The organism is Ignavibacteriales bacterium, from assembly GCA_026390575.1.
In the GTDB taxonomy this organism is placed as follows: Bacteria; Bacteroidota; Ignavibacteria; order UBA10030; family UBA10030; genus Fen-1298.
Genome location: JAPLFR010000003.1, coordinates 23,303 through 41,722, shown reverse-complemented (window position 1 = coordinate 41,722; position 18,420 = coordinate 23,303). Strand labels below are relative to the sequence as shown.

Here is an 18,420-nt window from a genome sequence, read left to right as displayed (position 1 = left end):
CCATGATCGATTCCATTAAAATAATCGAAAACGGATTCGTTTTTACCGGCGATACACAAAACCGTGCCGGGAAACTGACGCTAATAATTCAAAACGGCCGCATTATCGAGGTCGGTAAGCGTGCTGATGCTCTCAAGGCAACATATCCAAATGCTGAAGTCATTGATGCCGCAGGAAAAATTATATTACCGGGATTTGTAGATGCGCATCATACGGGTGAGTCGTTTATCTTACACTATTTAACATCCGGTCAGCCGATGGCGCGATGGAATAAGAATCCGCTCCCGAGCCGTTCTCTCGATTATGTTCGGAAAGAAGCTACATTCCAAGAATTCTTAACGTTGTACCGATTATCGTATTATGCCGCGCTCAAATCCGGTGTAACAACATTGGCAGAGTATGGCTTAGATAATCCTGAACATTCCTTTCCAGCGTCATTTGAGGCGATGCAGCAAACGAACCAAAGAGGTTTTATCGGTTTGCATAATGGCGATCAAATTGAGGCGGCTCGTAAGTTACGCGAATCGTCAATTCGTTTTGCATTTGTTATCGCCGATGAAGAAAATCTTACGACATACAATCTTCAATCCAGCATTCGTTCTGCACGTGAACTTCAGTGGCCGATTATATTGCATTTGGGGCAGACCCGTCAAGCGTTTAACATTGTCAAGAAAAACTTCAATAAATCCATAGCGCAACTTTATGCCGAGTATGGGGCGATTGATTCGCCGGTACATCTGCTTCACCTCTCGTGTTTTGACGAGGGAGATTATGAAATCATCGTAAAGTCTAGGGCTCCGTTAGTATATTCACCATCAGCAATTCTTCAAAAAGGAACAGAAATGCCGCCTTTCGGAGAATTACTCAAGCATAAAATTACGCTGGCATTGGGTACTGATTGGGGATCAGCACAGCCATTGGAAAATATTCATTCCTATTGCTCCATACTTAAAACCCTTAGTTTGCCGCAAGAACAAGCGTACCGTCTGCTTGCTCTTCATACAAAGAATGGAGCGTACGCACTTGGGCTTGATGCTGATATTGGAACAATCGAAACAGGAAAGAAAGCCGATCTAGTTTTCCTTGATCTCTCTGAGTTTCGTCTGAATGCTATTCTTGCTGATAAAAATGCCGAACGAATTCTTGAAGTTGTTCTTCAAGAAGCCGGCTCGCAGCAGGTGAGCGATGTCATGATCAATGGCGAGTTCTATATCCGCGAAAGACATGTTCTCACATATTCAGAAGAAGATTTGGCAAGGGAAGCACAATCAATTTTCAAAAAATTATTATCTCTCACTGAAGAGAAAACCGTCGTACAGTTGTCGCCGGCAACGATACTCCAATTTCCTGCACAACAAAAAAATGAGAGTACATCTTCTGCAGATGAAATGGTTGTTGAAGAAGGATTCAGAATTGTTCGGAAGGAACGGACAAAATCCGCTCCGCAAACAAAAGACATTAGCTCAACTGAAACTGGTAAGGAACTTCCAAAAAATGTGAAGAAAATATTTGGAGATGATGAAGCATAAGTCAGTTTGTGAAAAGGAGAATAACGTGAAAAAACTCAGTGTATTGCTGATCGTAAATATTTTAATGATCGTGACAATAGAAACGGCGGAAGCACAAAGTTATGCAGGCGATGCAGCGACTGTTGAACCGACAATGCTGATTGATAAACCGACAGCAGGTTTGCTGAAGCGCGGATCGTATTCCGTTTCTTCGAACTTCTTTCAGAATGGCGGTGTATTGGTGGGGATTTCAGTGGGAATTTTTGAACCGTTCACATTTGGAATTTCGTATGGCGGAACAGATATTGTCGGCCAAAACAAAATTAACATGAACCCCATGCCCGGAATGAACGCAAAACTGCGTCTTGTGAGCGAGAGTTCTACTATGCCAGCGCTTGCTATCGGTTTTGATTCTCAAGGCAAAGAACCATATCTCAATGCTGATACATTAAAGCGTTACACAGTCAAATCGCCAGGAGTGTATATTGCAGCCAGTAAAAACTATGAGTTACTTGGCAATCTCAGTGTGCATGGCGGATTCAATAAATCTCTGGAAACAGATGACGGTGATAAAGATCTCAATATGTACGTAGGTGCAGAGAAATCGATAGGCAGAGATATATCGATTATGTTCGAGTTCGATTTCGCAGCAAATGATAATAATGATCATGCACTTGGCAAAGGAAACGGATACCTTAATTTTGGTTTCCGATGGACGTGTGCAAAAGGTCTCATTGTCGGCTTCAATTTGAAAAATATCACAAAGAACCAAGACAATGTGAATGTTGGAAATCGTACACTCCAAATTGATTATATAGGAAATTTTTGATCCGCTATTATCTCTAAATTTATATATAAATTTCAATGTGTTAACCTGCCAGAAAATATTGAAGTTTATTGTGCATGACTGAGGACAGTAGCGATTAGTTTTGTGTACGGTTGAATATTTTATCGTTCGTATAGCCGCCTGAAGATGGCGAAAAATCGCCGAATTCAGGTCTTTTATTTTTATAAATCACTGGCAAGAAACTTGAGCACTTTTTAAGCGTCAAACAAATGAGGTCAATCATGAAAACAATGATATTCTTCTTCAAACTTCTTCTGCCGATAGGATTGATGGCGTTTCTTTTCCAAGGCTGCTACACGCAATTTGTGACAATGCATGAAGAAGATTCATCTTATCAACAGGAACAACAACCTGCTGTTCAAAACGATTCTTCATACTATGGTGAGGATAACGATAATTGGCAATCACATCAATATCTCGGATTCTCATATTATTATCCTGGCTGGCGTTCATATTGGTCGTGGGATTACGGTTGTGTTTATCCATCGTATTGGGATCCATGGTATTGGGGTTCTGCGTTCTATGTCGGCTATTCATATTATCCTCATCATTGGGGTTATTGGAATTCTTATTCAGGCTATGGAGGATACAATCATTATTATTCTTCCCGGCCGTTTGTAACACGCAATTCCGGATATCAGAGAGGCGGTAATATCAGACAAACATCGGGTAGTACAAGATCTGGATATATAGGAACAACTGGAGCAGACAATACAGGAGGAATGTATGATGGACGAAACGGAACTAGCCGGGGAAATGTTAGTCTTCCTGGTTCAGCTGGAAGGGTAGGATCGCAAAGTGGAAGTACTGGAACAACAGGAACTACACGTGGTGCTTCCAGTGGTGTTTCAACATCCCGCCGATCGAGCGGCGGCCACTATAATCCGGCCGTTCAGCAGCCGCGTTATCGGGATCAAAGTACTATGACGACGACGAGAAGTTCCAGACACAGCAATACTCGCGGCAGCGGACAAGCTCGAGGTCAAGGTGCAAGCAGCAATCAATCCAGATCAAGCGATCAGAGTTCGGCGCCAAGCTATACACCGCATCCATCGACCCGGACAAGTTCTGCGCCAAGTTCTGCTCCAAGTAGTGCACCAGCACCAAGAAGCGATGGCGGTGGTGGCCGTCAAAGCAGTGGTTCAGGTAGATCAGGCCGTTGATTAAATTAAAAAAAAGAATGGAGTAATGTAATCTTATGAAAACGTTTCGTAAAACATATTGGTTGGTTATTTTGATGATAATTGGGTTACAGATTCAGCCTGTGAACGCGCAATTTGCAGAAGATGCGTTGCGATATTCTCAACTCGGATTAGGTGTAAGTGCACGACAACTCGGAATGGGTAATGCAACCGTTGGAGGTGTTGATGATTACTCCGCGTTGTTCTGGAATCCGGCGGGTTTGGCGCTTGAACGAGATTTCGAGTTTTCCTTCGGCTTATCAAGTCTTGGATATTCAAATGATGTATCGTATATAGGGACGAAAACATCCTCAAATAATAGTGTGGTGAACCTCAACAACCTTGGACTTGTGTATCCAATCCCGACTGTACGGGGGAGCCTTACTTTTGCATTCGGATTCTACAGAGCCGCAAATTATACGACGACAGCATCCATGAGTACATTTAATCCATATAGTTCCTATTCTCAAAGTATTTATTTATTAGAAAAACCATTGGCATACAACATTCCGTATAAACTTTTTCTTGCTAATGCCGATACCTTGGGTAATGTCATTCCAATCCTGAATGGAAATGTCCAACAAGCGATAAACGTGATTGAAGGTGGAGGATTGAACCATTGGACATTTGGCGGTGCTATTGATGTTGGTCCAAATCTTTCTGTAGGTATTTCACTCAATTATGCAGGAGGATCATATTCGTATGACCAGACAGTGAACGAAAGTGATACGAAAAATTATTATCCTGTATCGATATCTCCTGAAGATTTCAACCAGTTTAGCTATGAGAGCACAGTAAATGATGATATAAAAGGATTCAACGCTCTCTTTGGATTGATGTTTCGTAAAACGGGAAAATACTCGATCGGGTTCGCTATTCGAACATCAACCACCTATAATATCTCTGAAACATATACTGAAGCCGCATCGAGTCAATTTAAGACTAAGGATGTCAATGGCTTCAGTGCATACTCCTATCCACTAACGTCCAACTCCATCAAATATGAAGTTACAACGCCTTATATATTGAGCGGAGGTGTTTCTGTTCAGCCTTTAGAATGGCTTCTTTTAGCCGGGGATGTTGAGTATACGGATTGGACGCAAATGGATTTAAGTGCGGATGGTGTAGATTTTAGTACTCAAAATTCTCGTATCAAGAACGAATTGCGAGCAACAACTAATCTTCGCGGAGGTGGTGAAGTCTCCCTAAGGAATTTAGGTTTGAAGCTGCGCGGCGGGATTATTTACAATCCGTCACCATGGAAAGGTGATCCGACAAGTCGCAATCAGATGTACTATACTGCGGGAATAGGGTACATGCTTGATGAACGTACATCCATCGATGCAGGATATGCATATGGAACCTGGAAATCTTTACGAAATAATTACTCATATTCAGCATCCGGTTATACATACGATGAGGGAACTGACGAAACAGTTACAACCAGCAATTTGAATTTGACTCTGCTGTATCGTTTTTAGCTTAGTTGCACTGCTTTTCAAGTTTGATTACATTATTCCGTTCCGATTGATATGATCAATCGGGACGGAATTTTTTTTTCATAAAAGAATAGGCATGCGAATGACGCGAAAAGCTCTGATTGGAATCGGTATAATAATTATTGTTGTTTTGTTTATGAGCACTGTCATCGGTTATTTTCTCGTGATGCGATCATTTCCAAAGGTTACCGGGACAATAAACGTGAAAGGATTAGTGCAGGAAGTAAAAGTCTATCGGGATGAATATGGCGTCCCGCATATTTTCGCTCAATCGGAATATGATGCATTCTTTGCAGTTGGTTTTACTCAGGCACAGGATCGGTTGTGGCAAATGGAATTGACGCGGCGTGTCGGTATGGGGCGCTTAGCGGAGGTGTTAGGAGAGCCGGCGCTTCCGATTGATAAAATGTTTCACACACTCGGCTTATGGCGGCATGCGCATAAACTATCGCAAGCGCTTGATGATGATACACGCAAAGCATTGCAGGCGTATGCGGATGGCGTGAATCAGTTCTTGACAACACATTCCGGTAAATATCCTATTGAATTTGATATGTTAAATATTGTACCGGAGCCGTGGACGATTGAACATTCACTCCTTGTCAGCCGATTGATGGCGTGGGAATTGAATTACTCGCGCTGGATAGATTTACTGCTTGCAGAACTCGTTCAGCGGTTTGGTGAAGCGAAGGCGAAAGAAATCTTCCCGTACTGGCCGGAGAATGCCCCGTGTATTATTCCAAAGGAATTGAAAGGGAAGACGATTGCTGAGGACCTTCGTCCGTTGTTCGATGCGGAAGGAGCCTGCCGTTCACTTCTCGGTATTCGTGCTCTTGAGTCGGGCAGCAATGCGTGGGTAATCTCCAGTGCAAAGTCTGTTACCGGAAAACCACTTCTTGCAAACGATCCACATCTTATATTGATGTCGCCCGCGCGGTGGTACGAACTTCATATCAGCGCACCAAGTCTGGATGTTGCCGGAATGACTATTCCCGGCGTGCCATTTATTGTGGTAGGAAGAAATGAGCGTATAGCGTGGGGTGTGACGAATGCAATGATGGATGACGAAGACTTTTATCTTGAAGAAGTCGATTCGCTTCAACATCCGACACGGTATCGATTCAACAACGAATGGCTGTCTATTGGAGAGACCGTTGATACGATTGTTGTGAAAGGAGCATTGCCTGTTGCACTTTCCATATTCAGTACACACCGCGGACCGATTGTGAATAAAATGGAACCCGCCGCTCAATCTGCATCATCGCTCATATCTATGCGATGGACTGGAAATGAAATCTCGAATGAAGCCGGTGCTTTATATCGTATGAACAAATCCGGCAACTGGCAGGAGTTTCAGGAAGCGTTAAAATTATTTACCGTACCCGCACAGAATTTTGTCTACGCTGATGTTGACGGTAATATTGGATACCGCACGGGCGGCAAGTTGCCGATCAGAAAAACGAAAGGGCCGACATTGCCGTTCCCAGGCTGGACAGACGAGTACGATTGGAATGGATTTGTCCCGTTCGATCAGATGCCGCATGTCTTTAATCCACCGGAAGGATTTATAGCGACAGCCAACAACAAGATCGTCGATGATTCGTATCCTTATACCATCTCTCATCATTGGGAATCTCCGTGGCGGTCGATCCGCATCAGCGAGGTACTTACCGAACAAAATAAGTTTACGGTAGAAGAAATCCAGCGCCTGCAGTTCGATCTTGTTTCCACGCATGCAAGAGAAATGGTTCCGTACATCCTTCATGCATACGATAGTGTTGTCGTCGTAGATAAAGATGTGAAAACGATATTGGAATATTTTCGGAATTGGAATTTCGAAATGCGAAAAGAAGATGTCAGTACAACTCTTTTCCAAGCGACGATCAACGCTCTTATCTACAATACCTTCCACGATAAAATGGGAGACCGGTTGTATGGATTGTATGACACCCTGGCAAGCACACCGTTGTCAGCATTGTCTCATTTGCTGAAGAACCCAAATTCTGAGTGGTTCGATGATTCCAAAACGCCTTTGCAAGAAACGCGGGATGATCTTATCCGCAAGAGCGTTAGCGATGCACTGGTTATGCTCAAGAGCGAACTTGGCGGTGATCTCAAGGAATGGCAGTGGGGAAGAGTGCACACGGTAACATTCGAACATGTCCTTGGCGCGAACAAAGTACTCTCCGGATTCTTCAACATCGGGCCATTCCCGATTGGAGGTTCGCACTCGACGATTAACGTCGGGCAGTACTTCATTGCTCATTCTTTTAAAAGTGCCGTTGGACCGTCGATGCGGCAAGTATTTAATCTCGCCGACATAAACGATACACGAAGTGTTTTGCCTCCGGGACAATCGGGGCAGGTATTTTCCAGCCATTATAAAGATCAGGTATCACTCTGGCTCAATGGCGCATACAAAATTCGTCCGATGCAGTTATCAATAATAGAATCGACATACCGGGATGTTCTCACACTAAGACCAATGCGATGAATATCTCTCATAAGCTTCGTTCGTTACTTCAAAATACAGAATCAATTTGTGTGCTTACGGGCGCTGGTATTTCAGCAGAAAGCGGCGTAGAAACTTTTCGCGGCTCCAATGGATTATGGTCGAAGCTCAAACCGGAAGAACTAGCGAACTTCGATGCGTTTATGCGTAATCCGGAGCTCGTATGGGAATGGTATAACTACAGAAAGGAAATTATACACCATGTGAAACCCAACCCTGCACATTTCGCCCTTGCGCGTATGCAGGAATTGGTAAAAGATTTCACATTAGTGACACAGAACGTCGACAATCTGCATCGACGTGCTGGCAGTACACACGTGTTAGAACTCCATGGCAACATAGAGCGCAGTTACTGCATCGGTTGTGGAAAATTTGTTGCGAACGTCGAAGTTTCTTTGGAAAACAAAGTGCCGCACTGTCAATCCTGCAACGGAATCATTCGTCCCGATATTGTGTGGTTTGGCGAGATGCTGCCGGAAGGAGTCTTTGAAGCGGCAACAGAAGCAGCGGAGCGGTGTGAATTATTCCTTACTGTCGGTACATCGGCGGTAGTGTATCCTGCCGCAAGTCTTCCTCTAACCGCACGAAAGCATGGTGCATACGTTGTGGAAATTAATATGGAGCGAACGGAAATATCGCACTCTGTTCATGAAACACTTCTGGGAAAAGCAGGAGAAATACTGCCGCAGCTTCTCAAGATAAAAGAAGAAAGAAAAGGAGAGAGCTATGAGAATTAAAAAAGCGATCGCCAAAACAAAAATTATTTGCACACTCGGTCCTGCTTCGCAGAGTATTAAACAATTGGTGGAACTTATTAATGCAGGTATGGATGTTGCGCGATTGAATTTTTCACATGGAACGCATGAGGATCATCTCTTATCCATCCAAAATGTACGAGAGGCGAGCAAACTCACGGGAGAGCACATCAGCATCTTACAGGATTTGTGCGGGCCGAAGATCCGGACAGGAAAACTTCAGAATAATTCCATTGAATTGAAAGCCGGTGCAACGTTCACATTCACCATCGATGAAATTGTGGGAGATGAACACCGGGTTGCAACGACGTACCGTGAATTACCGGATGATGTGAAAGCGGGAGATACTATTTTATTGGATGATGGGAAAATGGCACTGCGGGTTGTATCGAAAACAGTAAGGGATGTTGAATGTACGGTGATCAATGGCGGCATTCTGAAGGAACATAAGGGAATGAATCTACCAGGTGTCAAGTTGAGTACACCGTCGTTGACTGAAAAAGACATAGAGGATTTGCAATTCGGCATTTTACATGACGTAGATTATGTGGCGCTTTCATTTGTGCGGTCTGCCGAAGATATTCGACATCTACGGTCCGTCATTCAGCAGCAGACAAAAGTACGGGTCCCTATTGTTGCAAAAATAGAAATGAAAGAAGCGATCGATGTCATTGATTCCATCGTGGCGGAAACCGATGTTGTTATGGTCGCGCGTGGTGATCTTGGAGTTGAGATGATGCCGGAAGATGTGCCCATCCTGCAGAAGATGATTGTGCGAAAGTGCAATGAAGCCGGTGTCCCCGTGATTATCGCAACGCAAATGCTGGAATCGATGATAGAAAACCCGCGACCCACACGTGCCGAGGCAAGCGATGTCGCAAACGCCGTGCTTGATGGCGCAGATGCTGTTATGTTAAGCGCAGAAACGTCGGTCGGAAAATATCCGGTTGAGACTGTGCAAACGATGGATCGCATTATTTGCCGGGCTGAAATTCGCTTGCGCAATCACTTAAGCATCAAACAAATTCCAGCGGAAATTCAGCAGAATGTATTTGATGCTATCGCGCGTGCGGCTTGTGTCTTGGCTCGCCAGGTGAATGCCACAGCAATCGTACCAATCACACATTCAGGTGCAACAGCAGTGAAAATAAGCAAGTATCGCCCCGAATCGAGGATCGTTGCAATAACCAGCGACGAAAGAATCCTTCGCAGTTTAAACCTCGTATGGTCTGTGCGCGGTATTGTCATGAAAGATTTCATCCAAGATAATGATACAGCATTCCGCAAGATTATTGAATGTCTCAAACAAGAAGGATATGTTGAACGCGGTAACTTTGTTGTCTTCACTGCCGGATTACCATTGAAGGCGATGGGAACAACGGATACTGTTCATGTGGAGCGTGTGGAATAATCTAGGGCCACTTCTAAAAAGAAATCTTGTGTTTTTATTAAACAAAAATAAAAAAGGCAGTAGTGCTCGTTTCCATTTGCAACCGCATTATCTAAAACACAAGATTATTTAATGGAAACGGCACTAGATGTATAATTATGCATTGGTCGAAAAATCTGTTGTTGCGCCAATGGTACTTCTTTCATAAATTTCTTTAAGAAAGAACACTGTCCAGACAACTACTGCACAATGACAGTGTGTGATTGCCGCTCACGAAAAAAGAGCAACACATGGCAGACACAGATCATCTTTGGGGAATCGTTCTCGCCGGCGGAGAAGGAAAACGTCTGCAGGAATTTATCCGTAAGCGGTATGGTGTCGATCGTCCAAAACAATACTCTGCAATTATCGGCAAACGATCCATGCTGCGCCACACGCTTGATCGTGTAGAAAAATTAATTCCCCCCAGACAACTTCAAATTGTTGTTGCCCGTAAACACAGAAAATACTTACCGGAAGAGCTCAAAGAACGCGAGATGAAGGCAGTTCTTGTAGCCCCAGAAAACCGGGAGTCAGCGGCAAGTGTGTATCTTGCACTTTCGCATATTTATTTCCGTGATCCGGACGCTGTTGTGGCAATCTTTCCATCAGATCATTTCATCGGTGAGGAAGAACGTTTTCTTTACTATGTCGAACGGGCAATATCGTTCATTGGAGAGCATCCCGATTACGTCGTTCTCTTGGGAATCAAACCAACCAACGCAAATCCGGAATATGGATGGATTGAACCAAATAAAAATTTTCTTTTGCATGAAAGAAATCGTTTCTACAGGGTTCTCAATTTCCGCGAGAAGCCGAATTTGGAAGAAGCGCAAAAACTCTTTGATAAAGGATGTTTGTGGAATTCGCTGGTGTTAGCGGCAAAATGCGAAACATTAGTAAAGATGTACCGTCAGCAACTGAAAGTTATTTATGATGCCTTTAAAAAAGGAAAATCGGTGTATGGTACGGATGAAGAAGAATCCTTTATTGTAGATGCATTTGAAAATATTCCATCGAGAAGTTTTTCAAAATGCGTACTCGAAGTAATTCCGGAAAGTCTTTTTGTCTTGCGTGGAGAGGGAATTCTTTGGAGTGATTGGGGGACTAAGGAACAGGTCTTGAAAGATCTCGATAGTCTTGGTGTATCGCGTTAAGGGGTTTGCTCACGATATGAAGTCATTCCATGTTTGTTAGAAACAATTCCATCCATAGCTGAAACCTTTTCTATCGTTCGCATTGTTAAACAATTGGGCTGCAGATCCCATTTGTTGTTTTTGAACACGGGGTAATTGTTTCATATCTTAAGAGTGAAATGAAAACGGATAATAAAAATATTACGGTAGCAGTTGGCATGAGCGGTGGTGTGGATTCCTCGGTTGCAGCCGCGCTGCTGCTGAAAGAAGGTTACAGCGTCATTGGTATTACGATGAAGACGTACGATTATATGGAAGTTGGCGGTTTTGGTCCGAACGAGAGCAGCTGCTGCGATCTCAACGCTGTGATGGATGCTCATGCCGTTGCAGAGAAGTTGGGCTTTCCACATTACGTTGTCAACTTGCGCGAAGAATTTGGAACTGCCGTTATCAACAATTTTGTAGAAGAATATCTCAAAGGTCGAACGCCAAATCCATGTGTCATCTGTAATCGGAAGATTAAATTCGGCGTGCTCCTGGAAAAGGCGCAGGAACGTGGAGCTCAGTATATTGCAACCGGGCATTATGCCCGTGTTCGTTTCGACCAGCATCGGAAAAGGCATATTCTTTCGCGTGGCATGTATGCTGAGAAAGACCAATCTTATGCACTGTGGGCGGTAACGCAGGAAGCACTGAGCAAGACGATGTTTCCTCTCGGTGAAATGACAAAACCGGAAGTGCGGGCACTTGCGGAACAGTACGAACTCATCAATGCACGAAAACACGAAAGTTATGAAATCTGTTTCGTTCCCGACGATAATTACGAAAGGTTTTTGAAGGAACGCATTCCCAATTTACAGGGACAAGTTTCCGGCGGCGATATTGTGCAAGATGGAAATGTTGTCGGCAAGCACAATGGATATCCATTCTACACCATTGGTCAACGCCGTAATATCGGAGCATATGGCCAGAAAATGTATGTAACTGAAATCGACAGTAACACAAATACGATAAAAATTGGAACGGATGATGAACTTCATCATCGTACTCTCATCGCTAGTCAAGTAAACTGGAGCGGAATAGCTGTGCTGGAAAAGAATCTTCGTGTGCGGGCAAGAGTACGATATAAGGATAGTGGAACGGATGCACTTGTTTCTTTAGAGGAAAATGGAAATATTAAAGTGACGTTTGATCAGCCGAAACGCGCAATCACTCCAGGTCAATCGGTAGTGATATATGATGGAGACGATGTTCTCTGCGGTGGTGTGATAGAACAGGTCTTGGATTGATGATGGGAAAGAAGATTCTTTGCAGAATAATTTGGGCGGCTGTTGAAGTTGTTCTTGAATGATAACTCATGTTCCCTCAATGATCTTCTCGTTTTCGTTACATTGTACCCTAAAAATCTGCAATAATTAATAGAAGCGGAAACAAATTGATGCATTATGCGTTTATTATGCGGAAACTGAAACGACAGTGACCGACGATTTTGCACTTATTAAAGCGATTCAGGCAGGTGATCATCAAGCATTTGAGTCGCTGGTCCACCGTTATCAGCGTCAGGTGGCAAACCTGATCTATGTAACAATGGGCAGCTCTGATGACGTGGATGATATCGCACAAGAAGTATTTATTCGAGTATATCGGTCATTGCCGCGGTTTAAGTTCGATGCATCATTCTTTTCATGGATTTATCGGATTACGATGAATTTGTGCATTGATGAAATTCGGAAACGCAAGATCAGGAAAGTTTTATCGTTAGATTTCTTAACAGAAGATGCGCTGGAAAAAAGCCGAAAGAATAAAGATCATGGAATGCCCTCTGATTCGCTGTTAACTGAGGAAAGGCGTCAGGTAGTTCAATCGGCGCTTCAACGATTAAAACCAGAACACAGAGATATCCTTGTGTTGCGTGAGTATAAAGATTTAGGATATAGTGAGATTGCAGAGACGCTTAATATCAGCTTGGAAGCTGTGAAATCACGCATCTTTCGTGCACGATCTGAGCTCAAAAATCTCTTGAGTGAATATTTCGAGGAACGAACATGAACCACAAAAAGATACAATTACTCGTATCATCCTATTTGGATGGTGAAGTCAACGAGAGTGAAAAAGCTGAGGCACTTTCACATCTCGAAGTATGTCCTGAATGCCGTCGATTCATTGAACAGGCGAAACTTATGCGAGAAAATATCTGCGCACTCGGTGAAGTAGAACTTGCAAATTCCTTTGCAGCACATGTGGCATATTCAGTAGAGAAGCGGGACGAACAAACTGTAGAATGGCTTGGAATAGAACCCTCAGCGAGAAATACATTTATCTTGCTTGCGACTTTGGTCCTTATCCTATTCTTTTTTACGAGTTACAACAATAATACTGGATCGGCAATGAATGATCAACTATTAAATAAAATTACATCAAATTCTGTCTCGACACAGGTATTACTCCAACAAGAAAATCTCTCGAAGAGTGATTTATTATATGCGGTGATGACTAAATAATGAGTGAAAAGGGCGAGTTATGAAACCAAAGACAAAAACAATTCTGTTTATTCTTCTCAGTTTTATTTTGGGAGTTATATGTGGTTGGTTTATGCAGGATCGCGTTTTTATAAAATCAGGTCATACACCGCCAGATTTCCAAAAAATGTTAACGGAACGGCTTCACCTTAATGAGAGTCAAATCGCGCAATTGGATTCAATTCTTGAAGCACGCAAGAAACAAATGGAGATTCAAAGAAACCAAATGCATGCAGTGTGGGATACAACACGATTGGAAATCCGTCGAATTTTAAATGTCGATCAACTGAAAATATTTGATGAAATTCTTCAGGAAAAGGATGCACATGACGCGAAAAGACGGGAACACGATTCACCAAAGAAATAGGGTTTTGTCATCAAGATTCAATTTGGGCTATATTAAAAAATCAATAACCACACTTGAGCAATATGTCTTAGTAGGAATAACCTCGTGAAGAAAATATGGAAATATAGTGTTCCACTTCTTATTATTTTAATCGCTGGCTCGGTTATAGCGTATAAAATTACAACGAATGCAAAGACAGCGGATACGCGACGTTCTATAGCGCCTTTAGTAAAAGTAGAAAAACCGTTGCATGAATTGGTAAAGATACAGCTTCAATTCAACGGCGATGTTCTGCCTGTAAGGCAAGCAGGAATATTCTCTAAGGTCAGCGGTAATCTTGAGCGCATCTATACCGACATGGGATTTGTCGTTCGAGCGAACCAATTGTTGGCAACGATTGATTCAGCAGAATTGTATCAGCAATATCTACAAACGAAGGCGACGTACCAGAACGCGCGAATTACATTTGATCGCATAAAACAATTAATAGAAAAAAGCTTAGCGTCGAAACAAGATTTAGATAATGCGGATGCCGCAATGAAAGTTGCTCAGGCAAACTTTGAGGCTGCTTCGACCCGGTTGAGCTATTCACGAATCGTCGCGCCATTCAATGGAATTATTATCAAACGTTTTCTTGATCCGGGTGCATTGGTAACAGCGAATAGCTCGACACTGTTTATATTAATGAATCTGGATAATGTGAAAATTATTGTCAACGTACCTGAGAAAGTTGTTCCGTATGTCTATCAGATTCGTACGGCACTCGTGACACTCGATGCTTTGCCTGGGAAAGCATTCACAGGAAAGGTGACGCGCTTCAGCGAGGCAATCGACTTATCAACCCGAACGATGGCCATTCAAATCGAGATTGCAAATCGTTCTCATGTTATTAAGCCGGGAATGTTCGCAACCGTCCAAATAACGCTTGCAGAACATCAAAATGCTGTTACGGTGCCGACCAATGCTCTCCTGAAAGATGAAAATGGTCAATATATCTTTGCACTTGAAGAGAAAAAAGTAAAACGCATCAGGGTGCAGACAGGAGTTGAGCAAGTTGAACGCACGGAGATCCTTTCAGGCTTGACGGGAGACGAGACCATTATTACGGTAGGTCAGCAATTCGTGAAAGACGGCGGGCAGGTTACAGTACAGCGATGATTCGTAATTCATAATGAGCAATGAGGGTATCCTTTATACGTCATCCTTATGTCTTCATTCATTATTACTTGTTTGGATTTTTCCAGTAGGATCATACTATGTGGCTAACGCGGCTTGCACTTCGCTATCCAATCTCGACATTCCTTTTTGCGTGCACGATTGTTGTTCTAGGATTTGTATCGTTCACACAGCTTCCCATTGATCTGCTGCCGAACATTTCGATTCCTGTTGTCACTTCGGTCACGTATTATCCCGGAGCAGGTCCACTTGACATGGAGCAATCCGTAACGCGCATTATTGAACGCAGCGTCAGTTCGGTCAACGATGTAAGTTATGTGCAATCAAGCACTCGAGAAGGTATTTCACGTGTCAGAGTAAATTTTAATTGGGATGCCAACGTGGATGTCGGAATGATCGATGTCATGCAGCGGGTAAATCGCGTTCTCAGCCAGCTTCCGGAGGGAATTCAACAACCCTCAGTGCTGCGCTTCGATATAAACAGTCAGCCGGTATGTAATGTAGTCGTCTTTGGCGATATGGATGAACGAGATCTCTATGATCTGGCATATAACATCATTGAACCACAGATAGAACATTTGTCAGGAGTAGCTTCCGCGCCTGTTTCAGGAGGCCGAATTCGAGAAATCCATGTGACGCTTGACCGGAACAGACTCGAAGCAATGCAGCTTCCTGTTGCGACTGTCCTGGATGCCGTTGCAAATTCCAATCTTATTATTCCTTCCGGTGATCTCCGAACAGGTCAATTTGATTATTCGTTGAAGACGGAAAGCCGTTTTAACATCGTCAAGCCGATGGAAGATGTTATTGTGAATACAGTCAATGGAATCCCAATCCGCATCAAAGATATTGGTGCGGTCGAAGATAGTTATCAGGAACAAACAGAAATCGTACGCATCAATGGTAAACCGGGATTGACCTTGCGCGTACAGAAACTTGCAGGTGCAAATACGGTTGATGTGGTTGATAACGTTATGCGCAACCTGCCAAAGCTGACCGGTATTCCAGAGTCGGTACGATTGTCTATCTCCTTCGATCAATCGCTCTACATTCGCAATACAATTTCAGGTTTGCAGCGTGAAGCGACGCTCGGCGGTGTATTGGCGATGATCATCATTTTACTATTCCTTCGGAATGTTCGCGGTACGCTTATCATTCTTGTCGCTATTCCTATGTCTATCCTCATTACGTTTATTTTATTTCGTTTTGGGAACATCACACTGAATATCATGACATTTGGAGGATTGGCACTCGCTGTCGGAAGACTCGTGGATGACTCGATCGTAGAGTTGGAGGCCATCTCACGGCATTACAATAGGCGTAAACCGGGACAGTCAAAGATTGAAGCGACACTTGAAGCAGCAAAGGAAGTGGCAGCACCTATTTTCGTGTCGACGTTGACAACAGTTATTGTTTTCCTCCCAATCGTTTTTCTCACGGGTATTGCAAAACTTCTTTTTATTCCACTCACGGTTACTATTGCTGTAGCATTATTCGGATCGTTTTTTGTTTCGAGAACAATAACACCATTGATGTGTTTGAACTATCTGCCGCCTGAAAAAGAAATTAATCGAGCTTCATTAAAATTACAAGATCGTATTCGCGTTAAGGCGCACGATGCACTTGATCAATTGGATACTTGGTATGAACAACGACTCACATGGGCAATGGGACATAGACGGTCTATTGTAATCGGAATCCTTGGTTTTTCGCTTCTGTCCTTTGGATTATTTGCCTTCATCGGAACAGAATTTTTCCCTGATCAGGACGAAAGTCAATTTAGCGTTTCGATCAAACTTCCGGTAGGCTCAAGAGTTGAAAATACAGACAAAGTGGCAAGATTGATTGAAGAGATTATCCAAAAGAATGTGCCGGAAGTTCAAGCAATGATTGTTGATGTGGGTATCCCTACCTCCTCAAAAGGCGGTGGTGGCGGCGGCGGCGGGGGAAATGCAGGAAGTCATGCAGCGAGAATACAGGTTGCTCTGGTACCATCAGACAAACGCGACAGATCTGTCTTTGAAATTACCAGACAACTACGCCCACAACTTCAAAGAATCCCGGGTGCTGCGGTGTTTCTCGATCAAGGAGGTTTCTTGAGATTTTTGATGAATTTTGGATCGTCAGCTCCGATTGATGTAGAAATACGAGGATATGATTTAGAAAAAGGAACAGCGCTGGCGAAGGATATTTTGGGTATTGTTCGCTCTACACCAGGTGCGGTTGACGTCCAGATTTCAAGGGATGATAATCTCCCTGAATTGCGCGTGCAAATAGATCGGGATAAGGCAGGAGTTCTTGGCATTAACGTCGCTAATATTTCGAACACTATTAACACTTGCATGAATGGAACGGTTGCTTCCGTTTTTACTGATCCAACGACGGGCAATCAGTATGACATTCTCGTACGTTTGGATCAAGACTACCGTTCGAGGATTGATGATTTGAAAAAACTTGTTATCACGACGAACAGCGGAAAACAAGTACTCCTTGGGAATATAGCGACAATCGTGAAAGCAAATTCACCGGTCCAGATCGATCGGAAATATCAACAGCGATTAGTAGAAGTGACGGCAAATGTTGCAGGTCGTGATTTAGGAAGCGTCGCAAGTGATATTCAGAATAAAGTTGATCAGCTCACTATTCCTCTCGGTTTTGAAGTGAAACAAACCGGCAATGTTGAGCAGCAGCAGAAAACGAACCGCGAACTTTTACTCGCGTTCGCACTTGCAATACTCCTTGTCTATGTTGTGATGGCGTCGCAATTCCAATCATTTATTGATCCCTTCATCATCATGTTCACCATTCCGCTCGGGATCGCTGGAGTATTCTGGACGCTCTTTTTGACTAGTACTACGCTTTCCGTCACATCTGCGCAAGGCATTATCGTTATGGTGGGAATTGTCGTGAGTAATGGAATATTACTAGTAGACTATATAAACAAACTGCGTGCATCCGGAGTTGAGCTCCATGAAGCAGTTGTCCGCGGCGGCAGAACGAGACTTAAGCCAATTCTCATGACTTCGCTCGCAACGGTGTTGGGATTGATTCCCATGGCGATTGGCATGGGCGGCGAATCCACTCAAGCACCGCTCGCAATTGCCGTCATCGGCGGATTGACATTTTCGACAACACTGACACTGTTCTTCATTCCAATTCTCTACACAATATTTGAAGAACGATTCAAACGAAAAATACAAAGTGATGAAGATGCGCCTATTGAAATTGAATCAATACCTATGCAAACCGAAATAAAAGTAGAGAAATCGACTACGATGAAAAAACCGGCGGTACGAAAAGGGAAAAAAACATCCGACTCTTCTTCATCAAAGAAGTAGTTTGATTGCATAGGCATACCTACTCAGCGTTTTCCCTCGTTTGAAGAAGAAATGTTCTCGAAATCTCACAGCGTTCATTGGAGAGATTTCAGGAATTCTTTATACACCAATATCTTTGAAGCCGCAGGCGTCGAACGTTTGTAATATTTGATTCTCATCTATCTTCTTTCGAAA

The 18,420-nt window shown here is 43.3% G+C and carries 14 protein-coding genes; all 14 read left to right on the top strand.

Annotation, left to right across the window (positions count from 1 at the left end; translation table 11 throughout):
- Positions 1-2 precede the first annotated feature (2 nt).
- The 14 genes from NTX44_03185 to NTX44_03120 all read left to right on the top strand — a co-directional run bounded on the left by NTX44_03185 (position 3) and on the right by NTX44_03120 (position 18,246).
- On the top strand, positions 3-1,529 hold the full coding sequence (locus tag NTX44_03185) for an amidohydrolase family protein (protein MCX6120608.1): 1,527 nt from the start codon (positions 3-5) through the stop codon (positions 1,527-1,529).
- A gap of 25 nt (positions 1,530-1,554) precedes the next feature.
- Positions 1,555-2,337 (top strand): hypothetical protein, encoded by a 783-nt coding sequence (locus NTX44_03180; GenBank protein MCX6120607.1) that lies wholly within the window; start codon positions 1,555-1,557, stop codon positions 2,335-2,337.
- 239 nt (positions 2,338-2,576) lie between these two features.
- Positions 2,577-3,518, top strand: coding sequence for a hypothetical protein (locus NTX44_03175; protein ID MCX6120606.1), 942 nt, complete (start codon positions 2,577-2,579; stop codon positions 3,516-3,518).
- 35 nt (positions 3,519-3,553) lie between these two features.
- Positions 3,554-5,017, top strand: coding sequence for an outer membrane protein transport protein (locus tag NTX44_03170; protein ID MCX6120605.1), 1,464 nt, complete (start codon positions 3,554-3,556; stop codon positions 5,015-5,017).
- A gap of 100 nt (positions 5,018-5,117) precedes the next feature.
- The gene (locus NTX44_03165; GenBank protein ID MCX6120604.1) at positions 5,118-7,529 is read left to right on the top strand and encodes a penicillin acylase family protein; all 2,412 of its coding nucleotides are present in this window, start codon (positions 5,118-5,120) and stop codon (positions 7,527-7,529) included.
- A complete protein-coding gene (locus tag NTX44_03160; GenBank protein MCX6120603.1) occupies positions 7,526-8,284 on the top strand; it encodes an NAD-dependent deacylase in 759 nt (252 codons plus the stop codon). Before NTX44_03165 ends, NTX44_03160 begins: the two co-directional genes overlap by 4 nt.
- A complete protein-coding gene (pyk, locus tag NTX44_03155) occupies positions 8,274-9,713 on the top strand; it encodes a pyruvate kinase (protein MCX6120602.1) in 1,440 nt (479 codons plus the stop codon). The genes NTX44_03160 and pyk overlap by 11 nt, the downstream gene beginning before the upstream one ends.
- Before the next feature lie 269 nt (positions 9,714-9,982).
- A complete protein-coding gene (locus NTX44_03150; protein ID MCX6120601.1) occupies positions 9,983-10,888 on the top strand; it encodes a sugar phosphate nucleotidyltransferase in 906 nt (301 codons plus the stop codon).
- A 158-nt stretch (positions 10,889-11,046) separates the two neighbouring features.
- Entirely contained in the window at positions 11,047-12,156 is a 1,110-nt protein-coding gene (mnmA, locus tag NTX44_03145) for a tRNA 2-thiouridine(34) synthase MnmA (protein ID MCX6120600.1), read from the top strand.
- A 187-nt stretch (positions 12,157-12,343) separates the two neighbouring features.
- Positions 12,344-12,916 (top strand): sigma-70 family RNA polymerase sigma factor, encoded by a 573-nt coding sequence (locus NTX44_03140; protein ID MCX6120599.1) that lies wholly within the window; start codon positions 12,344-12,346, stop codon positions 12,914-12,916.
- The gene (locus NTX44_03135) at positions 12,913-13,368 is read left to right on the top strand and encodes a zf-HC2 domain-containing protein (GenBank protein MCX6120598.1); all 456 of its coding nucleotides are present in this window, start codon (positions 12,913-12,915) and stop codon (positions 13,366-13,368) included. The genes NTX44_03140 and NTX44_03135 overlap by 4 nt, the downstream gene beginning before the upstream one ends.
- Positions 13,369-13,387: 19 nt before the next feature.
- Complete coding sequence (locus NTX44_03130; protein ID MCX6120597.1) at positions 13,388-13,753, top strand: hypothetical protein; 366 nt, start codon at positions 13,388-13,390, stop codon at positions 13,751-13,753.
- A gap of 84 nt (positions 13,754-13,837) precedes the next feature.
- The gene (locus tag NTX44_03125) at positions 13,838-14,890 is read left to right on the top strand and encodes an efflux RND transporter periplasmic adaptor subunit (protein ID MCX6120596.1); all 1,053 of its coding nucleotides are present in this window, start codon (positions 13,838-13,840) and stop codon (positions 14,888-14,890) included.
- Positions 14,891-14,988: 98 nt separating this feature from the next.
- Positions 14,989-18,246 (top strand): efflux RND transporter permease subunit, encoded by a 3,258-nt coding sequence (locus tag NTX44_03120; protein ID MCX6120595.1) that lies wholly within the window; start codon positions 14,989-14,991, stop codon positions 18,244-18,246.
- Positions 18,247-18,420 lie beyond the last annotated feature (174 nt).

Bases quoted from the DNA above. Each gene is read 5' to 3' on its own strand.
- pyk (MCX6120602.1), top strand. From the start codon at position 8,274: ATGAGAATTAAAAAAGCGATCGCCAAAACAAAAATTATTTGCACACTC.
- NTX44_03150 (MCX6120601.1), top strand. From the start codon at position 9,983: ATGGCAGACACAGATCATCTTTGGGGAATCGTTCTCGCCGGCGGAGAA.
- NTX44_03175 (MCX6120606.1), top strand. From the start codon at position 2,577: ATGAAAACAATGATATTCTTCTTCAAACTTCTTCTGCCGATAGGATTG.
- NTX44_03165 (MCX6120604.1), top strand. From the start codon at position 5,118: ATGACGCGAAAAGCTCTGATTGGAATCGGTATAATAATTATTGTTGTT.
- NTX44_03185 (MCX6120608.1), top strand. From the start codon at position 3: ATGATCGATTCCATTAAAATAATCGAAAACGGATTCGTTTTTACCGGC.
- NTX44_03160 (MCX6120603.1), top strand. From the start codon at position 7,526: ATGAATATCTCTCATAAGCTTCGTTCGTTACTTCAAAATACAGAATCA.
- NTX44_03135 (MCX6120598.1), top strand. From the start codon at position 12,913: ATGAACCACAAAAAGATACAATTACTCGTATCATCCTATTTGGATGGT.
- NTX44_03170 (MCX6120605.1), top strand. From the start codon at position 3,554: ATGAAAACGTTTCGTAAAACATATTGGTTGGTTATTTTGATGATAATT.
- NTX44_03130 (MCX6120597.1), top strand. From the start codon at position 13,388: ATGAAACCAAAGACAAAAACAATTCTGTTTATTCTTCTCAGTTTTATT.
- mnmA (MCX6120600.1), top strand. From the start codon at position 11,047: ATGAAAACGGATAATAAAAATATTACGGTAGCAGTTGGCATGAGCGGT.
- NTX44_03120 (MCX6120595.1), top strand. From the start codon at position 14,989: ATGTGGCTAACGCGGCTTGCACTTCGCTATCCAATCTCGACATTCCTT.